This is a genomic window from Coxiella endosymbiont of Amblyomma nuttalli, assembly GCF_018107685.1.
Lineage (GTDB): Bacteria > Pseudomonadota > Gammaproteobacteria > Coxiellales > Coxiellaceae > Coxiella.
Genome location: NZ_CP064834.1, coordinates 670,783 through 691,183, shown reverse-complemented (window position 1 = coordinate 691,183; position 20,401 = coordinate 670,783). Strand labels below are relative to the sequence as shown.

Sequence of the window (20,401 nt, the reverse complement as noted above, 5' to 3'; positions counted from 1 at the left end):
TCTATTATAAAGTATTGATATATTATTGGTATCCGTCGCTACTCTTAAAACAAATTAAAGAGGTATAGAGAAGCGACAAGCAAAGATTTTTATAAATCTACATCTGTTTATCTCTCTAGAGTTAGATTGTTCTTTACATGAAAGTATAGCTAATGTGAGTACAATAAATACACTGCAATTATCCTCACGAGTTTAGTAAAATATCAATAGATTATCTAAGACACCGCTTCTTAAAATGTCGTTGGTATATGCAACAACTTTAATAGCAATGAAATCACAAGGGAATTTAATTTATATTAAATCAACTTTCGTGAAGACTTAAAAAATTTCTTTAAAAAATAAAGCGATATAATCCCATATTCGCGAGAATATGTTTGCTAGAGAATCGTTTTGCAATGCAATTAACGGTGCTTGTATAATAGGTTTGCTACAAAGTGTCACAGTAATTTTTCCACAGACTTGACCTTTTAAAATAGGAGCACGTAAATTTTGATCTATCTGAAGGCTAGCCTGTAAATTTTTATAATCATTGACAGGCGTCGTAACATATAACGGATTTTCTAAGCCAAAACCAATATATCTTTCTTTGCCAAGCCAAATACGTCTTTTAGTAACAGCTTTATTAGCACTGAAAAGTAATTGTGTTTGATAGCAACGAAAACCGTAATCTAGCAAAGCCTCCGAATCATCAATACGTTCGTTATCTGTCTGAGCACCCATGACAACAGCAATTAGTCGCATGTCGTTACGTTTTGCTGACGAAATTAAAGAATAACCCGCCTCATTTGTGTGGCCAGTTTTTAAACCATCAGTTGAAGTATCCCACCATAATAATCGATTACGGTTGGGTTGTTTAATATTATTGTAGGTTAACCATTTTTGTGAAAAAAAATGATAATATTCGGGAAAATTATTAATAATAGCACAAGTTAAAAGCGCCATATCGTAAGGTGTTGAATAATGATCGGGCCGTGGTAAACCCGTGGAGTCAACGTAATGCGAATTTTTCATACCAAGATGCCTAGCGGTTTGATTCATCATCTGAGCGAAAGATTGTTCCGTTCCAGCGATACATTGAGCTATAGTAACGCACGCGTCGTTACCAGAAGCGACTATGATTCCCTGAATTAATAAACTAATAGGAACTGCTGATCCTTCCTTCAAGAACATACGTGAACCACCTGTGCGCCATGCTTTAATGCTAACAGTTGCTTTATTATCTAAATGAATTTGACCGCTTTTGAGTGCCTGGAAAGCAATATAAAGAGTCATCAGCTTGGTTAAGCTGGCTGGTTGGAGTCGTTGATTCATATTTTTTTCAGCAATAACTGTGCCAGAATTAGAATCCATTAATATGTAGCCTTTGACACCAATGTTAGGAGGAGGAACAACGCAAGGTGGCACTGCGAATTGTTGTGTAGTACAGTTTATCAGTGCTAGATTTTGCTGACCGGTATTTGCTGCATCAGTTGTTAATACACTGATGAATCCCATACAAAAAAATAGTGTGGTAATGGACTTCATTAGTTTGTTCCGCAACAGGTTGCCATGAAGATCGAGTTTTAGTTGATCGTATCGTAGATAGCTTTATAAAAAAAGATGTTACTAGACTTTTTTGTTACACACATTTTTCTCAAAATCCATATGGTACACTGATTATGTTTAAGAATAAGGATACAATAGCAGATAAGATCGCTATTTTATATTCATGACGTCAATATATAAGCTCTTAATTTCGTAAGTTGCGAATGATGCATACGTATTCTGTATATTTTTATTTATTTGATTGGGAATTCACGTGAAAGTAGCAGAATCAGTGGGGGAGGTAACAGTAATCAACACCAAAAAGCACCGAATAGTGTCCCAGGAATAGTCTAACAATGTTAAACGAACCTAGTTATGGTTGTCAAAATGATTGCTAGTACAAATGGAAAGTGATATGGTTTTCTTTTTTATGAAAGTTTTCTCTGAAATGAATCTATCCGTAGTAAATATAGTAAATAAGATGGGCGATAATAAAGAGTGGTAGAGTATTTCGTCCTGAAGAAGGAAGAAAATCTTACAACTAAACCAGTGCTCTTATTCTTAATTAACGGTAACTATATCAATTAATTTGTTCTATTACAGCATCTAAAGTAACAACTAGAAAAAATAAGATCAAATGTTGTTTGTGCTTGATCCTCGAAAATGCGTTATCATCTTAAAGGAACAATGAACTATTAGTAATCTATACAAAGATTCTAACGAGATAAAATATTGTAGAACTTAATTAGGTTAACTTTCTACAATAGGAACCAAAATGAGTACCATTAGGTGTAGATATGGATTAACTTTGTGGGTATACAGATAATCGGTGTTTTAATCTTGATAAATGAGGATGTGCAATGGCTATTGAGCAAACATTGTCGATTATCAAACCTGATGCAGTTACTAAAAATATTATTGGTGATATTTATTCCCGATTTGAAAAAGCAGGTCTTAAAATTGTTGCCGCTCGCATGCAGCGTTTGACTATAACACAAGCAAAGGTATTTTACGCGATCCATAGAGATAGACCTTTTTACAGCAAATTAGTTGAGTTTATGACGCAAGGTCCAATTATGATTCAGGTTCTGGAAGGTGAAAACGCCATTACCAAAAATCGAGAATTAATGGGAGCGACTGATCCTAAAAAAGCTGTTCCGAAAACAATTCGTGCTGACTTCGCTGAGTCTATTAGTGCTAACGCTGTTCACGGTTCTGATAGCCGTGCCACGGCAAAAAAAGAGATCGCTTTCTTTTTTAAATCAAAGGATATTTTTAGGTAGATGAGCATTCATTTAATGAATTTTATAGAAAATTATCAGGCGCGTATTAATCAGAATCTTCGAGGATTTTTGCCTGATCATACGCGAGAGCCTTGTCGATTACATGAAGCGATGCATTATGCGGTAACATCGGGAGGAAAAAGAATTCGACCGTTATTAACCTATGCTACAGGACTTTGTTTTACAGGCGATCCTGTAAAAATGGATAACTCAGCTGTTGCTGTGGAATTAATGCACTGTTATTCGTTAGTACATGATGATTTACCTTGCATGGATAACGACGATTTTCGTCGTGGACAACCAAGTTGTCATAAAGCGTTTAATGAAGGAACAGCCATTCTAGTAGGTGATGCATTGCAGTGTTTAGCATTTGAAATACTAACTCGAGAAAATAATCCTCGATTAATTGCTATTTTGGCACGCGCTGGAGGATCTTGTGGTATGATAGGAGGTCAGCAATTGGATTTAGAGGCTAAAAATAAAACGATTTCGGAAAAGCAAATCAAAACTATACATCGCTTAAAAACAGGCTCTTTGTTTAGAGCAGCCGTTGAACTGGGTGCGCTTTCAGTGGGTTATGAGGAGGAAGCTATACTTTCTTATTTGCGTGAATTGGGTACATTAATTGGGCTAATTTTTCAACGGAAAGATGACATCGAGGATCAGGCTATCGGCGAAATAAGAGTGCAAGCTACTGTCTCAAAAAATCTTACTCATTTATTCAAACAAACAGAATCATTATTAGGTAAAATAGAGGGGAACACCCGATTTTTTAATTTAATTATTGATTTTCTTAAACCTACTTATACAGGACATCTTACTTAGATGCAGTGTGTTATTTTGCTAGATTTTGCTAGCACTAAATACAAGATAATTAGTAACCTTACGATGCTCCCATCAATGTTTTTTTTGTAATTTTGCGTTTTGTTACAATGTACATCGCTCACTTTAACCTTAATTCGGGAACATTATCTTTAGAAATATTTTTGTAATTTTGCGTTTTGTTACAATGTACATCGCTCACTTTAACCTTAATTCGGGAACATTATCTTTAGAAATACTACTGCTACGAATAGGTATGTAAGGAGTTGCCTCTGCCTCCGGAATTAATAAATTTTTCCCAATACCAATCATATCACTTTTCAATTTATTTATACGACGAATCTTTGCAATACTAGTGTGATAACGATTGGCTAAAATACTTAATGAATCACCAGAATGTACACGATGATATGCCCATTTCTCCAAAAGTCGTTTGTGATAACGACTGGCTTCTAACTCTACAAGGCTTTGCTCTAAATGATTTGCTTTATCTAGTGGTACCAAGAAATTGTACGCATCATGAAGAAAAGTGGTTGAGCGGCGAAAACCGGGGTTTAATCTACGAATGAGATTTAATGTAGAATCCGATAATGTAACCAACTGTCTTAAATTCATTCGAGTTTTTAAGGATATCATGGTAAAAAAAGGACCATTTTTAACTGGATTTAGTTGTAAACCATAATACTGGTGATTTTTAATTACATCAGCTAAAGCTAGCAATTTAGGTACGTATTCCCGAGTCTCGTAAGGTAAAGGTAGAGACCAAAAATCTGTAGGACGTCTATGAAGGCGATTATAACGAATAGCGACTGCTACAGTTCCTTCACCCGCATCGTAAGCAGCGATTGCCAAAAGCCAGCTGTGAAAATAATCATGCAGATACTCGAGATAATTCAGTGCAGCATTAGTTGACGCAACTACATCACGACGCCCATCGTACCACCAATTAATAAGAAGACTAAATCCGGTCGCTGTTCCCGGCATCAATTGCCAAAGACCAGTAGCTCCCCGTTTTGAATAAAGGAAAGGATTGTAATTGCTTTCAATCATCGGTAAAAGCGCAATCTCAGGCGGGATACCCCGTTTCTTTGTTTGTTGAAAAACATAATAAATATAAGGTCTTGCATTTTTAGTTAGCTCAGAAAGATAATATTGTTGCTGACAGAACCACTGAATTTGTTTACGTACATAATAGTTATTTGTGTACTGCTCTGCAAGAACAAACTGTTGGCTGATTGCTGTCCAAAAATTCTGTTGATGATGAGACAAGAGATCGCCGGTATTCCACGTTCCACCTCGAGAAGTGGACATTGCGATGGTGGTAACACTAATAAGATAAAAAGCTAGTAGTGCAATGGCTGTGTTAAATATCCATTTCTGCATTGGACGGATATTACGGATAAATGGCTTGAGAAGCAAGAAAAATTGATCAAATATTCATCATTATATTCTATAGGTGTATGTACACAGCTAATTAACATGACTAAATAAACGCCAAAAAACGTCAAATAAAGTGATTTGAAAAAACCTTTAACTTCTCATCCTAAGTAAAAGTAAGAATCTGGAATGCAGCACAACTTTTCCGCTAATTCTGGAAAAAATTTATCTTATGATGATAAGAATTATTAATTTTAGTGTACTAGTGGTTACAACAATTAAGTAGATAAAATAGATCAAAATATGAATTGTTACAAATATATGTAAGATGTTTGTTCCTGTTCCAACTTAATCAATTGGAAAAGCAATTACATATTGAAGCAGTTTGGATAGCGGTCCGTGTAAAAAACGATATTGGATGCAACTAGCGATAGAGCTAAAGCCGCTTTAGTTGTCTTAGTGAAAACTCATTTTTCCAACACCTCAGAGCGGTAAAAATAGCAATGATATCAGTTAATGGATAGCCACAATATGCTTGTACACGTTTCTGGACACTTTTTTCATGACAACGAAGAAATGGGTTAGTCTCAAGTTCTAGTTGAATAGTCGAAGGGGGCGTGGGCTGATTGCGACTTAATTTTTGTCGGGTTTCAATAATACGCTTTTTGAGCTTAAAATTATCCGGCTCTACTGTCGCTGCAAATTGCAAATTTTGGTCTGTATATTCATGACCACAATAAACTTTGGTCTGTGGATCTAATGAGGCCAGTTTCATTAGTGAATGATAAAATTGCTCTGGAAAACCCTCAAAAATTCGGCCGCAGCCAGCCATAAATAGGGTATCTCCTGTATAAACCCATTGGTTTCCCCAATAAACAATGTGGTCTAGGGTATGTCCTGGTATCTCTAGTACTTTAAAAGTTAGCTCTATCTCTGACAATTCCACCGTATCTCTATCACGGACAGAATAATTACAAAAAGGAATTGTATCTTTCGAAGGGCCATAAATAGGAACAGAATATTTTTCTACTATTCGTCGAATACCATTGGTATGATCCCAATGATGATGTGTAATCAGAATTGCGGTTAAGATAAAATTTTTTTGTTCGAGGAAGTGAAGGACAGGTTCAGCTTCTCCTGGATCAACGATAACTGCTCTCCGATTCTTTGAATGTACGATGGTCCAAATATAGTTATCATTAAGAGCAGGGATGGCAAAAATATTGTGAAGCATTAAAAAAACATTTCCTCGATAAGATTAGTTAACCGAGCTTCGGGCAGTATAAAACAAAAAGGTATAATTTGCGATATGGAAAACCGTTTGGAAGTCATGCAAAAGTGGTATCAGCGGGCCTCTGATTCGTGGGTATTAACGTTAGAAAGTAAAGAAGTAAACCACCGTATATTAAAAAATATTAAAGGTGTTTATTTGGTGTAAATGAGAGGATCTTTAGATGTAACGCATTCTGCAAAAAGTTTGATTTTTACACATATTCGATTAACATCACAATTTATTAATGATTCGATATTGTCGATTCAAACGAGTTGGCGCGAATTACCATTGTTACCTAATAGCATTGATGTTATTGTGCTCGTGCATCTTTTAGAATTTATCGATTATCCTGTTAAATTACTACGGGAAGTTTTTCATGCACTAAAACCTAATGGACAATTAGTTATTTTAGGTTTCAATCCCTGGAGTTTATGGGAAGCAAGAGAAACTTTTGTCCAACGTATTCCCTGGAAAGGAAAATTTTGGTCACGTGCACAAGTTAAACGATGGTTAACTAATTTCAATTATTCCATTCTATAATAGTAAAACCTCCTATTATGGTTATGGATCGCCCTCTCAGAAAAAATTAGGACGACAAATGCCGAGTATTTATTGAAACAGCAGAACAGCTGGCTTTCCCTGCCAGTGGAGGTATTTATTTATTGGTGGCAAAAAAATATATTCCCCAATCCAACCAGAAATTCTATGGGTAAAAAGATATTTCTTGGTGCAAGGGTGATTGAGTCAATAACAAAAATGTAATGTGATTGAAGATATAATATGGGCAAGGAAGAAAATATTGTGTACCTATATTGCGACGGTGCTTGTCAAGGGAATCCAGGACCAGGTGGATGGGGGGTGTTGTTGCGTTACAATCAATATGAGCGCCACCTCTATAATGGCGCTGCGAACACAACCAACAATCAGATGGAAATAACAGCTGCAATCGAAGGATTAAAGGCATTAAAGCGTCCTTGTCATGTGATCGTGACTACTGATTCTCAATACTTATATCGAGGTATCACGGAATGGCTTCCCGTCTGGAAGGACCGACAATGGAAAACTAGTAATAAAAAATCTGTTAAAAATAGGGCACTGTGGGAAGCACTTGAGTATGAAATTAAGCGTCATACTATAACTTGGTATTGGGTAAAGGGCCACAGTGGTCACGTTGAAAATGAAATTGCTGACCAATTAGCCAATTGCGGCATGGATACAATTTTAGAAAATTTTACTAAGACAAATTTATAGAGTAGATAGGAAAAGAAATAACAGTGCGACAAATTGTTTTAGATATAGAAACAACAGGACTAGAACTTGAAAATGGACACCGTATTATCGAAGTAGGTTGTTTAGAAATGATGGATCGGCAATTGACGGATAATCATTTACATTTTTATATTAATCCTGAACGTTCCATTAAACGTGATGCTGCTCAAATTCATGGTATTACCGAAAGTTTTCTGATGGATAAACCTTTGTTTACAGATATTGCAACTGATTTAGTTGCTTTTCTAAAAGGTGCAGAATTAATTATCCATAATGCACCATTTGATATCAGTTTTTTGAATCAAGAATTAAAATTGACAAAACAACCTTTCCAAACTATTACTGATTATTGTGCAGTTATTGATACATTAATTTTAGCCCGTCAAAAACATCCGGGCCAGCATAACAATTTAGATGCACTTTGTCGCCGTTATCACGTGGATAATTCCAATCGTCATTATCACGGAGCTTTGTTAGATGCTAGATTATTGGCCCAAGTTTATTTGTTGATGACTGGCGGTCAAGTCGGGTTATTTGAGCCTCAAAGTTTTTCTACTGTGAGAGAATCTGTTCGAATCCGCCGTCTCGACGTTAATCGCGCTCCTTTACGAGTAATTACAGCTAATGATGAAGAAATAAAATCCCACCAGGATTTTTTACAAGCCTTAAAAGAAAATGGTACTTGTCTTTGGTCTGATAGTGGTGATTAATAAGAAATAAAAAACAATATATCTGGACTGAATATCATTATCACACGCTCAATATATCAAAAATAACACTTATAGTTTAGTTGTTCATGGTCTCTTATAGAGGCTAGAGATTAAATGCATCAGTTAATTATATATTCATTGACGCACGATATAGAATTGATTGTCTTGACTCTTCTGCACCTAAAGTGTTCAAAAGTAACGGCTACTGATTTTGAAATCAATCAAATCAAAACTTATCGAGAGTTCTGAAAAATTCAACTTACGGTTCTCACGAAGATGTATCTTATCCTTGGTTATTGTTTATTGAAAACAACTATCTATGTAACAGCAGTGTGCAATATAGTCGACGTGCACTGCAATCGTTAATCCGAGTTTTTTTATGCGCTATGCGAAGGTGAAATCGAGAAGCAGATAAGGTAATGTAAAACGTCAGCTTCCCAACCTTCGCTCTGGATCCTATTCGAGAGATCGTTTTTTAATTGTTGATCGGAGTGTGCATTAACATTAAATAGTCTAACAATAACCAATATCCCGTCGATAATAACAACTTTGCCAATTAATTTTTTTAACTGTTTGGTAAGCTTTTTGTCGTGCTTCATGTAAATCATTCCCCAAAGCAGTGATAGAAAGAACGCGCCCACCATTGGTAACAATGGTGTGATTGTTTTTCCGCGTGCCCGCGTAAAAAATTTTAACATCGGCACTTAACGATTGATTCAATCCCTCGATAATATTTCCTTTTTCATAATGGTTGGGATAACCACCAGCTGTCATAACTACTGTTAAAGCTGTGCGGGAATCCCAAATACTTTTCGTGCGATCTAATTTACCAGAAATCGCCGACAAAATTAATTCTCCTAAATCAGAACGCAAACGCATCATGAGTGGTTGGGTTTCTGGATCACCCAGTCGTACATTAAACTCCAATACTTTCGGTTCATTATCTGCTGTAATCATTACTCCTGCGTACAAAAAGCCAATATAAGCAATGCCTTTTGCTTTTAATCCTTCGATAGTAGGGCGCATAATCGTTGTCATTATTTTTTCTTGTAAGGCTTTAGACAATTGAGGAACAGGAGAGTAAGCACCCATACCGCCTGTGTTGGGACCGCGGTCATTGTTATCACGTCGTTTATAATCTCGTGAGCTAGCCAGTGGTAAAATATATTCACCATCAACCATAGCAATAATACTCACTTCTTTACCTATTAAAAATTCCTCAACAACAATTTCCTCGCCTGCCGTTCCGAATTGTTTCTCTTCCATCATCGCAACAACAATCTTTTTCGCTTCATTTAACGAATGTGCAATGGACACGCCTTTTCCACCTGCTAAACCACTTGCTTTAATAACAAGAGGAAAAGATTGTTGTTTAATATGCAGCAGCGCTTCGTCTTTATTTTTAAATGTAGCAAATTTCGCAGTAGGAATATGATGGTGCTGCATAAAAGATTTGCAGAAACTTTTAGAAGTTTCTAATTTGGCAGCAACTTGAGTGGGTCCGAAAATATTTAAATTTTCTTGATAAAATTGATCAACAATACCCGCATCTAGTGGAACTTCAGAACCAACGAGCGTTAAACCAATATCATGTGTTTTAACAAATACAATCAATGCATGAATATCGGTAGAGTCAATAGCAATATTCTGAGTTTTATTTTCAGATGCTGTTCCTGCGTTTCCAGGTGACACCCAAATTTTTTTGACGCGAGACGACTGGGCCAATTTCCATGCCAATGCATGTTCTCTTCCGCCATTGCCAATAATAAGCACGTTCATACCACCATACTCATACTATTGCAGTTGCCCTCCAGTCGTCCTTACTCATCTATTGATAGATTGAAGATTAAGTAACTCTATTTCGAGTTTTCACAATGTGCAATAATTTATATAAACTAATAGTTATTTTATATAAAAAGTTGATAATTGAGCTCGTTTTAATTTTCTTGACATATTTTGCTTGCTTTTTAAAGAGTTCGTCATATATATTCTTCTCGTCGTTTTTAATGAAAGACAGTTAAAGTGATTGTTAATCGGACCTATTGAACCTATACAAGATAATACTTGCAAAAGGAAAAGAAGTGCAGTTGCATTACTTATTCCTTCCGCACGTATTGGAAGGAGAATACAATGATTTCTTATCCCGCATCGAAAAAAATTTATTGTTATAGTCAGCGTTTTCCTGATGTTCGAGTGGGTATGCGTATAATTCAATTAACAAATGGGGATTCATTAGCATTATATGACACATCAGGAGCTTATACGGATCCTGCAATAATAACAAAAGTACCTTACGGACTCCCTCCATTGCGTGCTTCCTGGATTAAAAACCGACAAACAATGACGCAATTAGCTTTTGCAAAGCAGGGTATTATTACGCCGGAAATGGAATATGTTGCTATTCGAGAAAATCAACGACAGGAAATAAGCTTTGCGTTTAATCAGGAACGCGAACAACGTTTGCAAAGCATCTCGTTCGGAACACAACTACCCTGTCAAATCACCCCTGAATTTGTACGTGAAGAAATTGCGTGTGGGCGAGCCATTCTCCCTGCGAATATTAATCATGTGGAGTGTGAGCCAATGATTATTGGACGCAATTTTTTGGTTAAGGTAAATGCGAATATTGGTAATTCAGCTATCAGTTCTTCTATTGAAGGAGAGATAGAGAAATTAATTTGGGCAGTACAATGGGGTGCTGATACTGTTATGGATTTATCGACAGGAAAACACATCGAAAAAATAAGAGAACTTATTCTGCGACATTCACCTGTTCCTATTGGTACAGTTCCTCTTTACGAAGCGTTAGAAAAAATAGACGGAGATATTTCTCAACTTAATTGGGATATTTTTAGAGAAGTATTAATTTCTCAGGCAGAACAAGGCGTTGATTATTTCACCATCCATGCAGGTGTTTTACGACAATTTATTCCTCTAACTGAAAAGCGGGTTACCGGAATAGTCTCTCGTGGAGGTTCTATCATAGCTAAATGGTGCGTGTTACATCGACAAGAAAATTTTCTTTATACACATTTCAGAGAAATATGCGAAATTATGCGTGCTTATGATATTAGCTTTTCTTTAGGTGATGGACTGCGTCCAGGTTCTATTGCTGATGCAAATGATGAAGCTCAATTTGCAGAACTAAAAACTCAGGGAGAATTAAATCGTATTGCCTGGCAATATAATGTACAGGTCATGAATGAAGGGCCAGGACATATTCCTTTACATCTTATTCAAGAAAACATGGTCAAACAAATGAATTATTGTCAGGAGGCACCTTTCTATACACTAGGTCCACTAGTCACAGATATCGCCCCCGGTTATGATCATATTGCCAGTAGTATTGGTGCAGCGTTGATTGCATGGCAAGGCTGTGCACTTTTATGTTACGTCACACCTAAGGAGCATCTTGGATTACCAAATAAAAACGACGTTAAAGAGGCCTTGATCGCTTATAAAATTGCAGCGCATGCTGCAGATTTAGCTAAAGGACATCCAGTAGCACGATTGCGTGATGATTTATTATCATGCGCACGATTTGAATTTCGCTGGGAAGATCAATTCAATTTAGCCTTGGATCCAGAAACAGCATGCGCCTTTCATGATGAAACGCTGCCGAAAGCAGCAGCAAAACACGCGCATTTTTGTTCATTGTGTGGTCCTAAGTTCTGTGCTTACAACATTAGTCAAGATGTTCGCGATTCATTAAAAACAGAACGTTTAAGAACGGATGTAATATAAGCATGCGAGCGGGAATTGTTGGCGCTGGATTAATAGGGCGTCTGTTAGCTTGGCAATTAGGTCTCGCAGGTTGGCACATTACCCTGTTTGATAGGGGGGGGAAAGACGGACGGAAGAGCGCGGCCTATGCAGCCGCAGGTATGTTATCGCCACTGGCCGAGTGTGAAATGTCGAATCGAGTTATTTTCGATCTAGGCACATATGCTTTAAAACAATGGCCGTTATGGTTATCTTTATTGTCACAGCCTGTTTATTTTCAGCAGAGAGGCAGCATCGTAATTGTTCATTCCAATGATAAGATGGAAAAAGAACGTTGGAAGAAACAAATACAGCATAAAATACAAGTAGCTTATATTAAGCAATTGTCCCGGTCTATTCTTCAACAACTCGAGCCAGAATTAAATTTTGCAGAAGGGTATTTCTTACCACAAGAAGCCCATTTGGATTCACGTGCACTTTTAAAAGCACTAGTCAAAGATTTAAAAAAGGTGCAGTGGTATGAAAGAACGTTTGTAGAAAAAATAATACCTTATCGCGTGTCTACAGCAGAGAGACAATATTCGTTTGATTGTGTGTTTGATTGTCGTGGTATCGGAGCTGGTGATCGATTTGATGATTTGCGTCCGGTACGAGGAGAATTAATTTATCTATACGCACCGAACGTTAATTTAGATCACCCCATTCGATTGCTGCATCCCCGCTACAATGTTTATATTGTTCCACGTCCTAATCATAATTATCTTGTCGGTGCGAGTGAGATTGAATCGGAAGATGATTCCCCTATTTCAGTTCGTACATGTTTAGAATTATTATCCGCAGCTTATAGCGTTCATTCTGGATTTGCGGAGGCAAGAATTTTAGAAACAGTAACGGCTTTACGTCCAGCACTGTCTGACAATTTACCGCGTATTTATTGCGAGCCAGGTTTAGTAGCTATTAACGGTTTATATCGTCATGGTTTTTTGCTAGCACCTGCTGTAATTAGTGAGGTTATGCGAAAACTAAAAGGAGAGGTGAAATGAAAATGAAAATGATTGATGTTTTTTTAAATGGGAAACAACAGATGATTACATCAAAAATGACGTTACAAGCATTATTATCTGAAAAAAATTTCACCGGTACCTTTGTGGTGGCAATTAATGAAACAATAATCAATAACACCAATTATGAAAAAATTATCGTTCAATCGGGCGACCGAATTGAAGTGATTACTGCTATGTGCGGAGGTTAATCATGTGGACTATTGGTGAAATCCAACTAGATTCAAGATTACTTTTAGGCACTGCGCAATATCCTTCTCCAAAAATCATGTGTGAGGCCATTAGTGCATCAAAAACTGAAGTGATTACTGTATCACTGCGCCGGCAGTTATCCACACAAAAAAAGAACTATTTTTGGCAGTTACTACAATCGCTAAATTGTTATCTGTTACCCAATACAGCAGGATGCTATTCCGTGAATGAAGCGGTACTGACAGCACAAGCGGCCCGAAAATTATTTAATACCTGTTGGATTAAATTAGAAATTATTGGTGATGAATATACTCTGCAACCGAATCCGTTTGAACTTATCAGAGCTGCCGATATCCTGATTAAAGAGGGATTTGAGGTATTACCATATTGTACGGAAGATATGATTTTATGTCAACGTCTGGTAGATGCCGGTTGTCGTGTTTTAATGCCATGGGCTGCTCCTATCGGAAGCGGGCGCGGGTTAGCTAACCCTTACGCATTATATCTCTTACGAGAAAGATTTCCTGATATCTCATTGATTATCGATGCAGGTATTGGTAAACCATCGCATGCGACAAAAGTCATGGAAATGGGGTTTGATGCAGTGTTATTAAATTCTGCCGTCGCGTTAGCCTGTGATCCTGTTTCAATGGCCAAAGGATTTGCCCATGCTATTAAAGCAGGCCGTTTAGCCTATAAAGCTGGAATGATTGGGCCTAGAAATGTTGCAAAAGCAACAACACCACTACTAGGAAAACCTCTCTTGATAAAAGAAAATGAGTAAAAAACCGGTCGTATGGTCTATTGGTGGATCGGACTGTTCTGGGGGTGCGGGGTGTCAAGCTGATATCTTGACTTGTCAAGATTTTGATGTGCATGTAGCAACCGTTTTAACTACCATTACCGCGCAAAATGCAAAGACTGTCTTTAAAGTTAGTTATTGCGATTCTGAATCCATTCAGTCTCAAATTGCAGCATTAAAAACACTACCGCCAACGGTTATTAAATTAGGTTTACTCGGAACCAAAGCCACCATCTTAATCGTTACTGCTTACTTACAGAATTATAGTGGAACAGTTATTTGTGACCCTGTTTTTAATTCGACTTCTGGTGTTTTTTTGAATCAGACTGGGATTATTGATATCTTAATAAAAATGGTTTTTCCACGATTGAGTTTGCTTACCCCTAATATTCCTGAAGCTGAGATATTAATTAATAGAAAAATAAATTCATTAGAAGAAATATCAGTGGCCGCTCATGAGTTGTTGAAATACGGTGTGAATGCTGTATTGTTAAAAGGTGGACATCTAAACTATCAAAAAGCTTGTGATTTTTTCACAAATGGCAAAGAAGAGTTCTGGTTAGTACATGCTAAAATGAATGGAATCAATGTACGTGGCACAGGTTGTGCATTAAGTTCAGCCATTAGTAGTGCTCTTGCGTTAGGCTATTCATTGAATGATGCGTTAGTAATAGCAAAAATGTACATTCAACAGAGCATCCGGAATCATTTTAAAATTAATACAAATATACTACTTGGGCGAAACGGATTTCCAAAGAATGTGATCGATTTTCCATGGGTAATGCCAAAAATACATTTTCCCCGAGTGCCTTTTTTACATTGTGGCAGATTAGGTTTTTATCCGATTGTTGATACTGTTGAATGGGTACGACAATTATTATCTTGGGGTGTTCATACCATACAGCTGCGCATTAAAAATGGTCAATTATCCGTGGTGAGAGCCGCTATAATAGAGAGTGTTCGTTTAGCCAAAGAATATCGAGCAAAATTATTCATTAATGATTATTGGCAACTCGCAATTGAAGAAGGTGCTTATGGTGTTCATTTAGGGCAGGAGGATTTAGAAACAGCTGATGTTTCAGCTATTCGTAAAGCTGGCTTACGATTAGGAATCAGCACACATTCGCTTTATGAACTGGCTAGAGTCCATGCGATTCAACCATCTTATATCGCTTTCGGCCCCATTTATCAAACGACTTCTAAACCTATGATTTTTTCACCGAGAGGTTTGTCTTGGCTTCAATATTGGTGCAAAATTTCCCCTTATCCCGTAGTAGCTATAGGAGGAATTAATTTAGAGCGATTAGAAGCTGTTTTGACTGCTGGAGCAGAAAATATATCAGTTATCTCAGCCGTGACGAAATCAATAATGCCACAAAAAACTGTCTTTTCCTTCTTAAATAAGTTAGCCTGCTATGTAAATAGCGCTTAGACTCATTTTTCTAATAACTCTAATAACCTATGGAATAAATATAAAAATAAATTTCCTACAACGTTTATAGTTTAGTTGTCTTTGTGCACTTGTACTACCGATTACTACGGAAAATTCTCTAGTGAATTTGGGTATTAAAGAGAAAGTTCTCGGTACTGCGAATTATAGGTACTTACACCATGAGATTTTTGATCGGCTATTATGTTGAGAATATTGATGCAACGATATTGTTTCAATGATTCCAATACTATATTCGTACATTAAATTTTTTTAGGAATCTGAATAGAATTAAGAATGTTATTTATGAATGGTAAAATGAAATCTATGACTATGGATATATAGGATTCGACTTAGTATATAAGCTTGTGGGTTATTTAGTTGTGCACTATTAGGATTGATTGGTGATTTCTTTTTGAATATCCCTTATCACACGTTTGAAATTTCGATCACATGTTTGGAATTTCGTCACCACATCTTTGAGAAATGGTGGTTTTATTGAATTAACTAACTATATCATCAAGACATCACTTTTTGGCGGATTATTATTTTTCTGTTCATATTTATACTCGATTTAACGTTAGATACTTTATCACTAAGCGATACAATCAAGATTCTATGGATTTCAAACCCCGTCGAGCAAATCCCAATGTCAAAAAGGATTATGGCAAATTCAATTGAGAAATAACTAGAACACTATACTATTGAAAATAAATTCATCCTATTTTTGTGATGTTAGTCGGTCTTGCAGTAATTTTCAAACAAATTACATGGATACGCATACTATCCTCTTAATTATATCTTACCATTTTACGATAATCGGCTTCTATATCGGTAAAATAGCTGCTATGCTCGACATGACTGATACTGGATTGATTGACTGATACGCACTTTTATTGCATTTGTTAACTTCATTATGATATCAACAGCTTGTTTATTTTTAAGCAGTTGTCTTTATCATAGAATTCATAGAAAACATATCTCCACATGCTTACACAAAATTAGAATTGTGTTTAGTGAAATTTTTCTATTCAAAAGTGCACTTAAAATTCAGAATTTCTAGTTGTATACATTAGGCTTCCAATGCAATGGAATTTTGTATTTTTACTATTTTGCTTTTAACCGATTGTGTAATTTTTCGGCAAGTGCATGTTTTCACTTATTATATTGTCAATATTATCACATTACTTTAAACCTCTATGGTCTGAAATATGATCTGACATATTAATCTACAATAAAATTCAACAATTGGTAGTGTGCCATCTAATTTGTGAATTTGAAAAATTAAACAATCACATACAATAAATTTAGACTTTCCAGGTAAATGCACGGAGCGACATTGCTCAATAAACATGATCAGTGGTTTACATCACGGTCGGTATTTTTATAAAATAATGATCTCGCTATAAAGTCATGATTACATGTTAAGTGAATATAGAAATTGATTGTGCTCTGATCATATATTCATACATAAAAACTACATATGCTCATCACGTTACGATTCTTCGGCGGCATGTATACGTTAACTGTGACGTTAGTTGTAGCAACAAGCAAGCTACAACTAGAACTAATATGGAACAGTGATTAATTTCCATTTGCAATACATGAACTTATCCTTTACATTATTTTAACACTTTGGAGAATTAAGCAATTTTGATTAAATTATATCCAAATTATCAATCTCGCTGGATTTATTTCATGTACAAGCGATATTAACACTTTAGATTATGACTTATTCATTACCATTAAAATCATCAACTTATTAGAAATAATTAAATAAATGTAACCAACATTGATTATCGAATTACTTTCTTTGATCCTCATGTAGTATCGACACAAAATTTCCCCATCCATACAGATTGTTTAATCGTTTCTTTAGTGGGGATATATGAGATTAATTGAAAGATGGTAGTCTTACAAATGAACGGATAACTACTGGCCATTATACTAAACAACAAAAACAAAACAACAAAAACAAATCAGAATTTCATTGATGAATCAATTTTATATCTCAACAGGACCATTTGTGAAATGATAAAGCTACTTTCTCAGCACTTAACTTGAAAGCTACGTCGCCAAACTTTTTGTAACAATTTCATAAACATTTGTCGAAAGTCTCCGTGCTTGGGAAATTCGAGTGATTTCTGCTTTCATTAATGTTTGGTGTTTTTCATCCATGATTTGCCAGCGCGTCAATGGTTGCAGAATTCTTGCTGCGACTTGTGGATTCATGGAGTCGATCTTCAAAACATAATCTGCAATTAAACGATAACCTTCCCCATTGGTATCATGAAAACGAATAACGTTAGCACTAAAAACAGCCAGTAAAGAATAAACATTATTAGGATTTTTAATATTAAAAGCAGGATGTTGAGTGAGTTTTCTCACTGTCTCGAATGTCGATGGTAAGGTCGATGAAGCTTGCAAAGACAACCATTTATTGACAATGAGCGGTTGTTCTTTCCATTTTTGATAGAATTCCTTCAATATCTGATCACGTTCTTCACAATCGTGATTGATCAACGCTGAAAAAGCACCTATCGTATCTGTCATATTATCGCTATTTTTAAATTGTTCATAGGCTAGCTGATAATACAGTTTATCGTTAGTTTCTGTTAAATAATTCAGACAACGATTTTTTAAAGCGCGTTTCCCTACATCAGTATAATGATATTTATAACATACTGATTGATGACTTCTATAAATGCTTTTTAGGTCATCGACAAGCACTGTAGCTAATGCTTTTTTCACAAATTGACGAGACGTAAAAAGCGCCTCAATATCCATTTTTTTAATACACTGCATTAGATAAGATTCACTAGGTAACAAAAGCAAAGTCGCTGCGTACCAAGGATCTTTATGAGACCATTCAATGATTTCCTGAAAGATTTTTACGAAGCGATCGTCCATTTTTAGTGGTTTTTTTTCATGATAATCATCCATCAATTTAAATATGAGTCGTTTTGCAAAGAGTTGCTCTGCTTCCCAACGGGCGAAAGGATCGATATCATATTGCAACAAATATAATAATTCCTCGTCGGTATAAGGATAATTTAATTGTACGGGTGCAGAAAAATGACGCAGCAATGATAAAATTGGTTTATGTTTTACATTGATAAATCGAAATACAGTTTCTGACTTTTTAATTTCAAGCACTCGTGTGCTTGTCATTGCTTTGTTTTCTCCTTCTAACTGTGTAGGCATGTCTCCACATGCAGGCCCCACAAAACCTAGAGACAAAGGAAGATGAAACGGCAATTTTTTAGATTGATCTGGCGTAGGTAGACACGTTTGTTTCACTATCAAGGTCAATGTTTTGTCTTTTGCATGATACTCGCTATTAATTTCAAGTACAGGAGTCCCAGACTGATCGTACCACCGCTTAAATTGTTCAAGATGTTTACCAGAAGCATCTTCCATCGCTTGAATAAAATCTTCCGTTGTTACCGCCTGCCCATCATAAAGCGAAAAATAAAGGTCCATTGCTTTACGGAAAGTTCCCGATCCTAATAAAGTCTGGAGCATGCGGATAACTTCAGCGCCTTTGTTGTAAACTGTAGCTGTATAAAAATTATTGATTTCAATATAAGAACGTGGGCGAATAGAATGCGCCATTGAAGATGCATCTTCCAGGAATTGCACATCACGCAAAATCTTAACAACGTTAATGCGCGATACACTTTTGGAAGTAACATCTTCACTAAAAGCTTGCTCCCTAAACATTGTTAGTCCTTCTTTTAAAGTAATTTGGAACCAGTCACGGCAAGTTACTCGATTGCCAGACCAATTGTGAAAATATTCATGTCCAATAACTTCTTCAATACGAATATAATCATCATCAGTCGCTGTCTTTGCATTAGCCAAAATATTTTTGGTATTGAAAATATTTAGCCCCTTATTTTCCATCGCTCCCATGTTAAAATCGCTAACCGCTACCATATTGTAAATATCAAGATCGTACTCACGACCGAACTTCTCTTCATCCCACCGCATGGATTTTTTCAATGCCGTTAGTGCGAACATTCCCTGGTCTTTGAATCCCTTTTCCAAATAAAGTTGTAATGCCACTTTTCTACCCGAACACGTAATAAAATTATCTTTCAAGACATCAAAATCACCAGCCACAAGAGCAAATAAGTAAGAAGATTTTTTTGAAGGATCCTGCCAACATGCACGATGCCGTTTGTGGTTTAATATTTTTGTTTCAATTAAATTTCCGTTTGACAATAAGTAAGGATACTTAATTCTATCAGCTGTAATAGTAGTAGTATATTTTGCCATAACATCAGGGCGATCTAGAAAATACGTGATTCGTCGAAAGCCCTCCGCTTCACATTGCGTGCAAAAATTACCACGTGACTTATAAAGTCCATTGAGTTGCGTATTTTCCTGTGGTTTAATCACAACTTTAGTGTCTAATACGAATTGATTAGGGACAATAGGAATAGTTAATGAAAATCTATCAATCATGTAATCTGATGGTGGTAGTTCGTACCCATTGATAGCTAGACTTTTTAATATTATATCTTCGCCATCGAGAGTCAACGGAGCTTCTATTCTAGTCGAGGCTGGATTACGTCTAACATTAAGAACAGCTCTAACGTACGTTTCTTCTTCGAAAAGATCAACATAAAGATGAACGGTATCAATTAAAAAATTAGGCGGGCGATAGTCTTTAAGATAAACGGGTTGCGATTTTCTCTCATGCATCACCAAATCTCCAAAAGGGATATGGCATTGTAATCTCAGTAGTAAGACATATCAAGATTCATCTACCGATTGATTAATTTGCTTCTATTTTTAGCTTTATTTTATCAATATTTTTGCTCAATTTATCGCTGTTTTCCTCTTGAGCTTAAAAATTTCGGTGTTTATAATGAGTAGCTAGAACTTGATAGAAAGGATTTTCCCACACTACATTATTCATAAAGCAACT

At 36.1% G+C, this 20,401-nt stretch carries 16 protein-coding genes; 11 read left to right on the top strand and 5 right to left on the bottom strand.

Features of this window, described 5'->3' with window-relative positions; all coding sequences use genetic code 11:
* Positions 1-318: 318 nt before the first annotated feature.
* Entirely contained in the window at positions 319-1,524 is a 1,206-nt protein-coding gene (locus CEAn_RS02530) for a D-alanyl-D-alanine carboxypeptidase family protein (RefSeq protein WP_211923654.1), read from the bottom strand.
* Positions 1,525-2,384: 860 nt separating this feature from the next.
* On the opposite strand from CEAn_RS02530, the gene ndk reads away from it, so the two are divergent.
* Entirely contained in the window at positions 2,385-2,807 is a 423-nt protein-coding gene (ndk, locus tag CEAn_RS02525; protein WP_211923653.1) for a nucleoside-diphosphate kinase, read from the top strand.
* Between the two features lie 15 nt (positions 2,808-2,822).
* Entirely contained in the window at positions 2,823-3,632 is an 810-nt protein-coding gene (locus CEAn_RS02520) for a polyprenyl synthetase family protein (RefSeq protein WP_211923652.1), read from the top strand.
* A gap of 195 nt (positions 3,633-3,827) precedes the next feature.
* Here the strand turns inward: CEAn_RS02520 and CEAn_RS02515 are convergent, their stop codons facing one another.
* Together CEAn_RS02515 and gloB are read right to left on the bottom strand one after the other, a co-directional pair.
* On the bottom strand, positions 3,828-5,012 hold the full coding sequence (locus CEAn_RS02515; RefSeq protein WP_211923651.1) for a transglycosylase SLT domain-containing protein: 1,185 nt from the start codon (positions 5,010-5,012) through the stop codon (positions 3,828-3,830).
* A gap of 430 nt (positions 5,013-5,442) precedes the next feature.
* Entirely contained in the window at positions 5,443-6,240 is a 798-nt protein-coding gene (gloB, locus tag CEAn_RS02510) for a hydroxyacylglutathione hydrolase (protein ID WP_211923650.1), read from the bottom strand.
* Between the two features lie 75 nt (positions 6,241-6,315).
* Between gloB and CEAn_RS03695 the strand changes: the two genes are divergently transcribed.
* The 4 genes from CEAn_RS03695 to dnaQ all read left to right on the top strand — a co-directional run bounded on the left by CEAn_RS03695 (position 6,316) and on the right by dnaQ (position 8,258).
* Positions 6,316-6,444 (top strand): hypothetical protein, encoded by a 129-nt coding sequence (locus CEAn_RS03695; RefSeq protein ID WP_256435122.1) that lies wholly within the window; start codon positions 6,316-6,318, stop codon positions 6,442-6,444.
* Entirely contained in the window at positions 6,445-6,819 is a 375-nt protein-coding gene (locus CEAn_RS03665) for a class I SAM-dependent methyltransferase (protein ID WP_244670049.1), read from the top strand.
* A gap of 240 nt (positions 6,820-7,059) precedes the next feature.
* Positions 7,060-7,530 carry a ribonuclease HI gene (gene rnhA / locus CEAn_RS02500; RefSeq protein ID WP_211923649.1) on the top strand — a complete coding sequence of 157 codons (471 nt, stop codon included), beginning with the start codon at positions 7,060-7,062 and terminating at the stop codon, positions 7,528-7,530.
* A 23-nt stretch (positions 7,531-7,553) separates the two neighbouring features.
* On the top strand, positions 7,554-8,258 hold the full coding sequence (dnaQ, locus tag CEAn_RS02495; RefSeq protein ID WP_211923648.1) for a DNA polymerase III subunit epsilon: 705 nt from the start codon (positions 7,554-7,556) through the stop codon (positions 8,256-8,258).
* A 513-nt stretch (positions 8,259-8,771) separates the two neighbouring features.
* On the opposite strand, the gene purD is transcribed toward dnaQ, so the two are convergent.
* On the bottom strand, positions 8,772-10,037 hold the full coding sequence (gene purD, locus CEAn_RS02490) for a phosphoribosylamine--glycine ligase (RefSeq protein ID WP_211923647.1): 1,266 nt from the start codon (positions 10,035-10,037) through the stop codon (positions 8,772-8,774).
* A 351-nt stretch (positions 10,038-10,388) separates the two neighbouring features.
* On the opposite strand from purD, the gene thiC reads away from it, so the two are divergent.
* Genes thiC through thiE form a run of 5 tightly spaced genes read left to right on the top strand, consistent with a single transcriptional unit; the run spans position 10,389 to position 15,468 of the window.
* Positions 10,389-12,002, top strand: a complete 1,614-nt coding sequence (gene thiC, locus CEAn_RS02485; RefSeq protein ID WP_211923646.1) for a phosphomethylpyrimidine synthase ThiC — start codon at positions 10,389-10,391, stop codon at positions 12,000-12,002.
* A gap of 2 nt (positions 12,003-12,004) precedes the next feature.
* The gene (gene thiO / locus CEAn_RS02480; RefSeq protein WP_244670048.1) at positions 12,005-13,024 is read left to right on the top strand and encodes a glycine oxidase ThiO; all 1,020 of its coding nucleotides are present in this window, start codon (positions 12,005-12,007) and stop codon (positions 13,022-13,024) included.
* Complete coding sequence (thiS, locus tag CEAn_RS02475) at positions 13,021-13,233, top strand: sulfur carrier protein ThiS (protein ID WP_244670047.1); 213 nt, start codon at positions 13,021-13,023, stop codon at positions 13,231-13,233. The genes thiO and thiS overlap by 4 nt, the downstream gene beginning before the upstream one ends.
* Before the next feature lie 2 nt (positions 13,234-13,235).
* Entirely contained in the window at positions 13,236-14,018 is a 783-nt protein-coding gene (locus CEAn_RS02470; RefSeq protein WP_211923645.1) for a thiazole synthase, read from the top strand.
* Entirely contained in the window at positions 14,011-15,468 is a 1,458-nt protein-coding gene (gene thiE / locus CEAn_RS02465) for a thiamine phosphate synthase (RefSeq protein WP_211923644.1), read from the top strand. Before CEAn_RS02470 ends, thiE begins: the two co-directional genes overlap by 8 nt.
* A gap of 2,064 nt (positions 15,469-17,532) precedes the next feature.
* Here thiE and pepN read toward each other — a convergent pair.
* Complete coding sequence (gene pepN / locus CEAn_RS02460; RefSeq protein ID WP_211923643.1) at positions 17,533-20,175, bottom strand: aminopeptidase N; 2,643 nt, start codon at positions 20,173-20,175, stop codon at positions 17,533-17,535.
* Between the last annotated feature and the right edge of the window lie 226 nt (positions 20,176-20,401).

Excerpts from the sequence above, each read along its gene's own strand:
- CEAn_RS02530 (WP_211923654.1), bottom strand. The coding sequence starts at position 1,524 with ATGAAGTCCATTACCACACTATTTTTTTGTATGGGATTCATCAGTGTA.
- ndk (WP_211923653.1), top strand. The coding sequence starts at position 2,385 with ATGGCTATTGAGCAAACATTGTCGATTATCAAACCTGATGCAGTTACT.
- CEAn_RS02520 (WP_211923652.1), top strand. The coding sequence starts at position 2,823 with ATGAATTTTATAGAAAATTATCAGGCGCGTATTAATCAGAATCTTCGA.
- CEAn_RS02515 (WP_211923651.1), bottom strand. The coding sequence starts at position 5,012 with ATGCAGAAATGGATATTTAACACAGCCATTGCACTACTAGCTTTTTAT.
- gloB (WP_211923650.1), bottom strand. The coding sequence starts at position 6,240 with ATGCTTCACAATATTTTTGCCATCCCTGCTCTTAATGATAACTATATT.
- CEAn_RS03695 (WP_256435122.1), top strand. The coding sequence starts at position 6,316 with ATGGAAAACCGTTTGGAAGTCATGCAAAAGTGGTATCAGCGGGCCTCT.
- CEAn_RS03665 (WP_244670049.1), top strand. The coding sequence starts at position 6,445 with ATGAGAGGATCTTTAGATGTAACGCATTCTGCAAAAAGTTTGATTTTT.
- rnhA (WP_211923649.1), top strand. The coding sequence starts at position 7,060 with ATGGGCAAGGAAGAAAATATTGTGTACCTATATTGCGACGGTGCTTGT.
- purD (WP_211923647.1), bottom strand. The coding sequence starts at position 10,037 with ATGAACGTGCTTATTATTGGCAATGGCGGAAGAGAACATGCATTGGCA.
- thiC (WP_211923646.1), top strand. The coding sequence starts at position 10,389 with ATGATTTCTTATCCCGCATCGAAAAAAATTTATTGTTATAGTCAGCGT.
- thiO (WP_244670048.1), top strand. The coding sequence starts at position 12,005 with ATGCGAGCGGGAATTGTTGGCGCTGGATTAATAGGGCGTCTGTTAGCT.
- thiS (WP_244670047.1), top strand. The coding sequence starts at position 13,021 with ATGAAAATGAAAATGATTGATGTTTTTTTAAATGGGAAACAACAGATG.
- CEAn_RS02470 (WP_211923645.1), top strand. The coding sequence starts at position 13,236 with ATGTGGACTATTGGTGAAATCCAACTAGATTCAAGATTACTTTTAGGC.
- thiE (WP_211923644.1), top strand. The coding sequence starts at position 14,011 with ATGAGTAAAAAACCGGTCGTATGGTCTATTGGTGGATCGGACTGTTCT.
- pepN (WP_211923643.1), bottom strand. The coding sequence starts at position 20,175 with ATGCATGAGAGAAAATCGCAACCCGTTTATCTTAAAGACTATCGCCCG.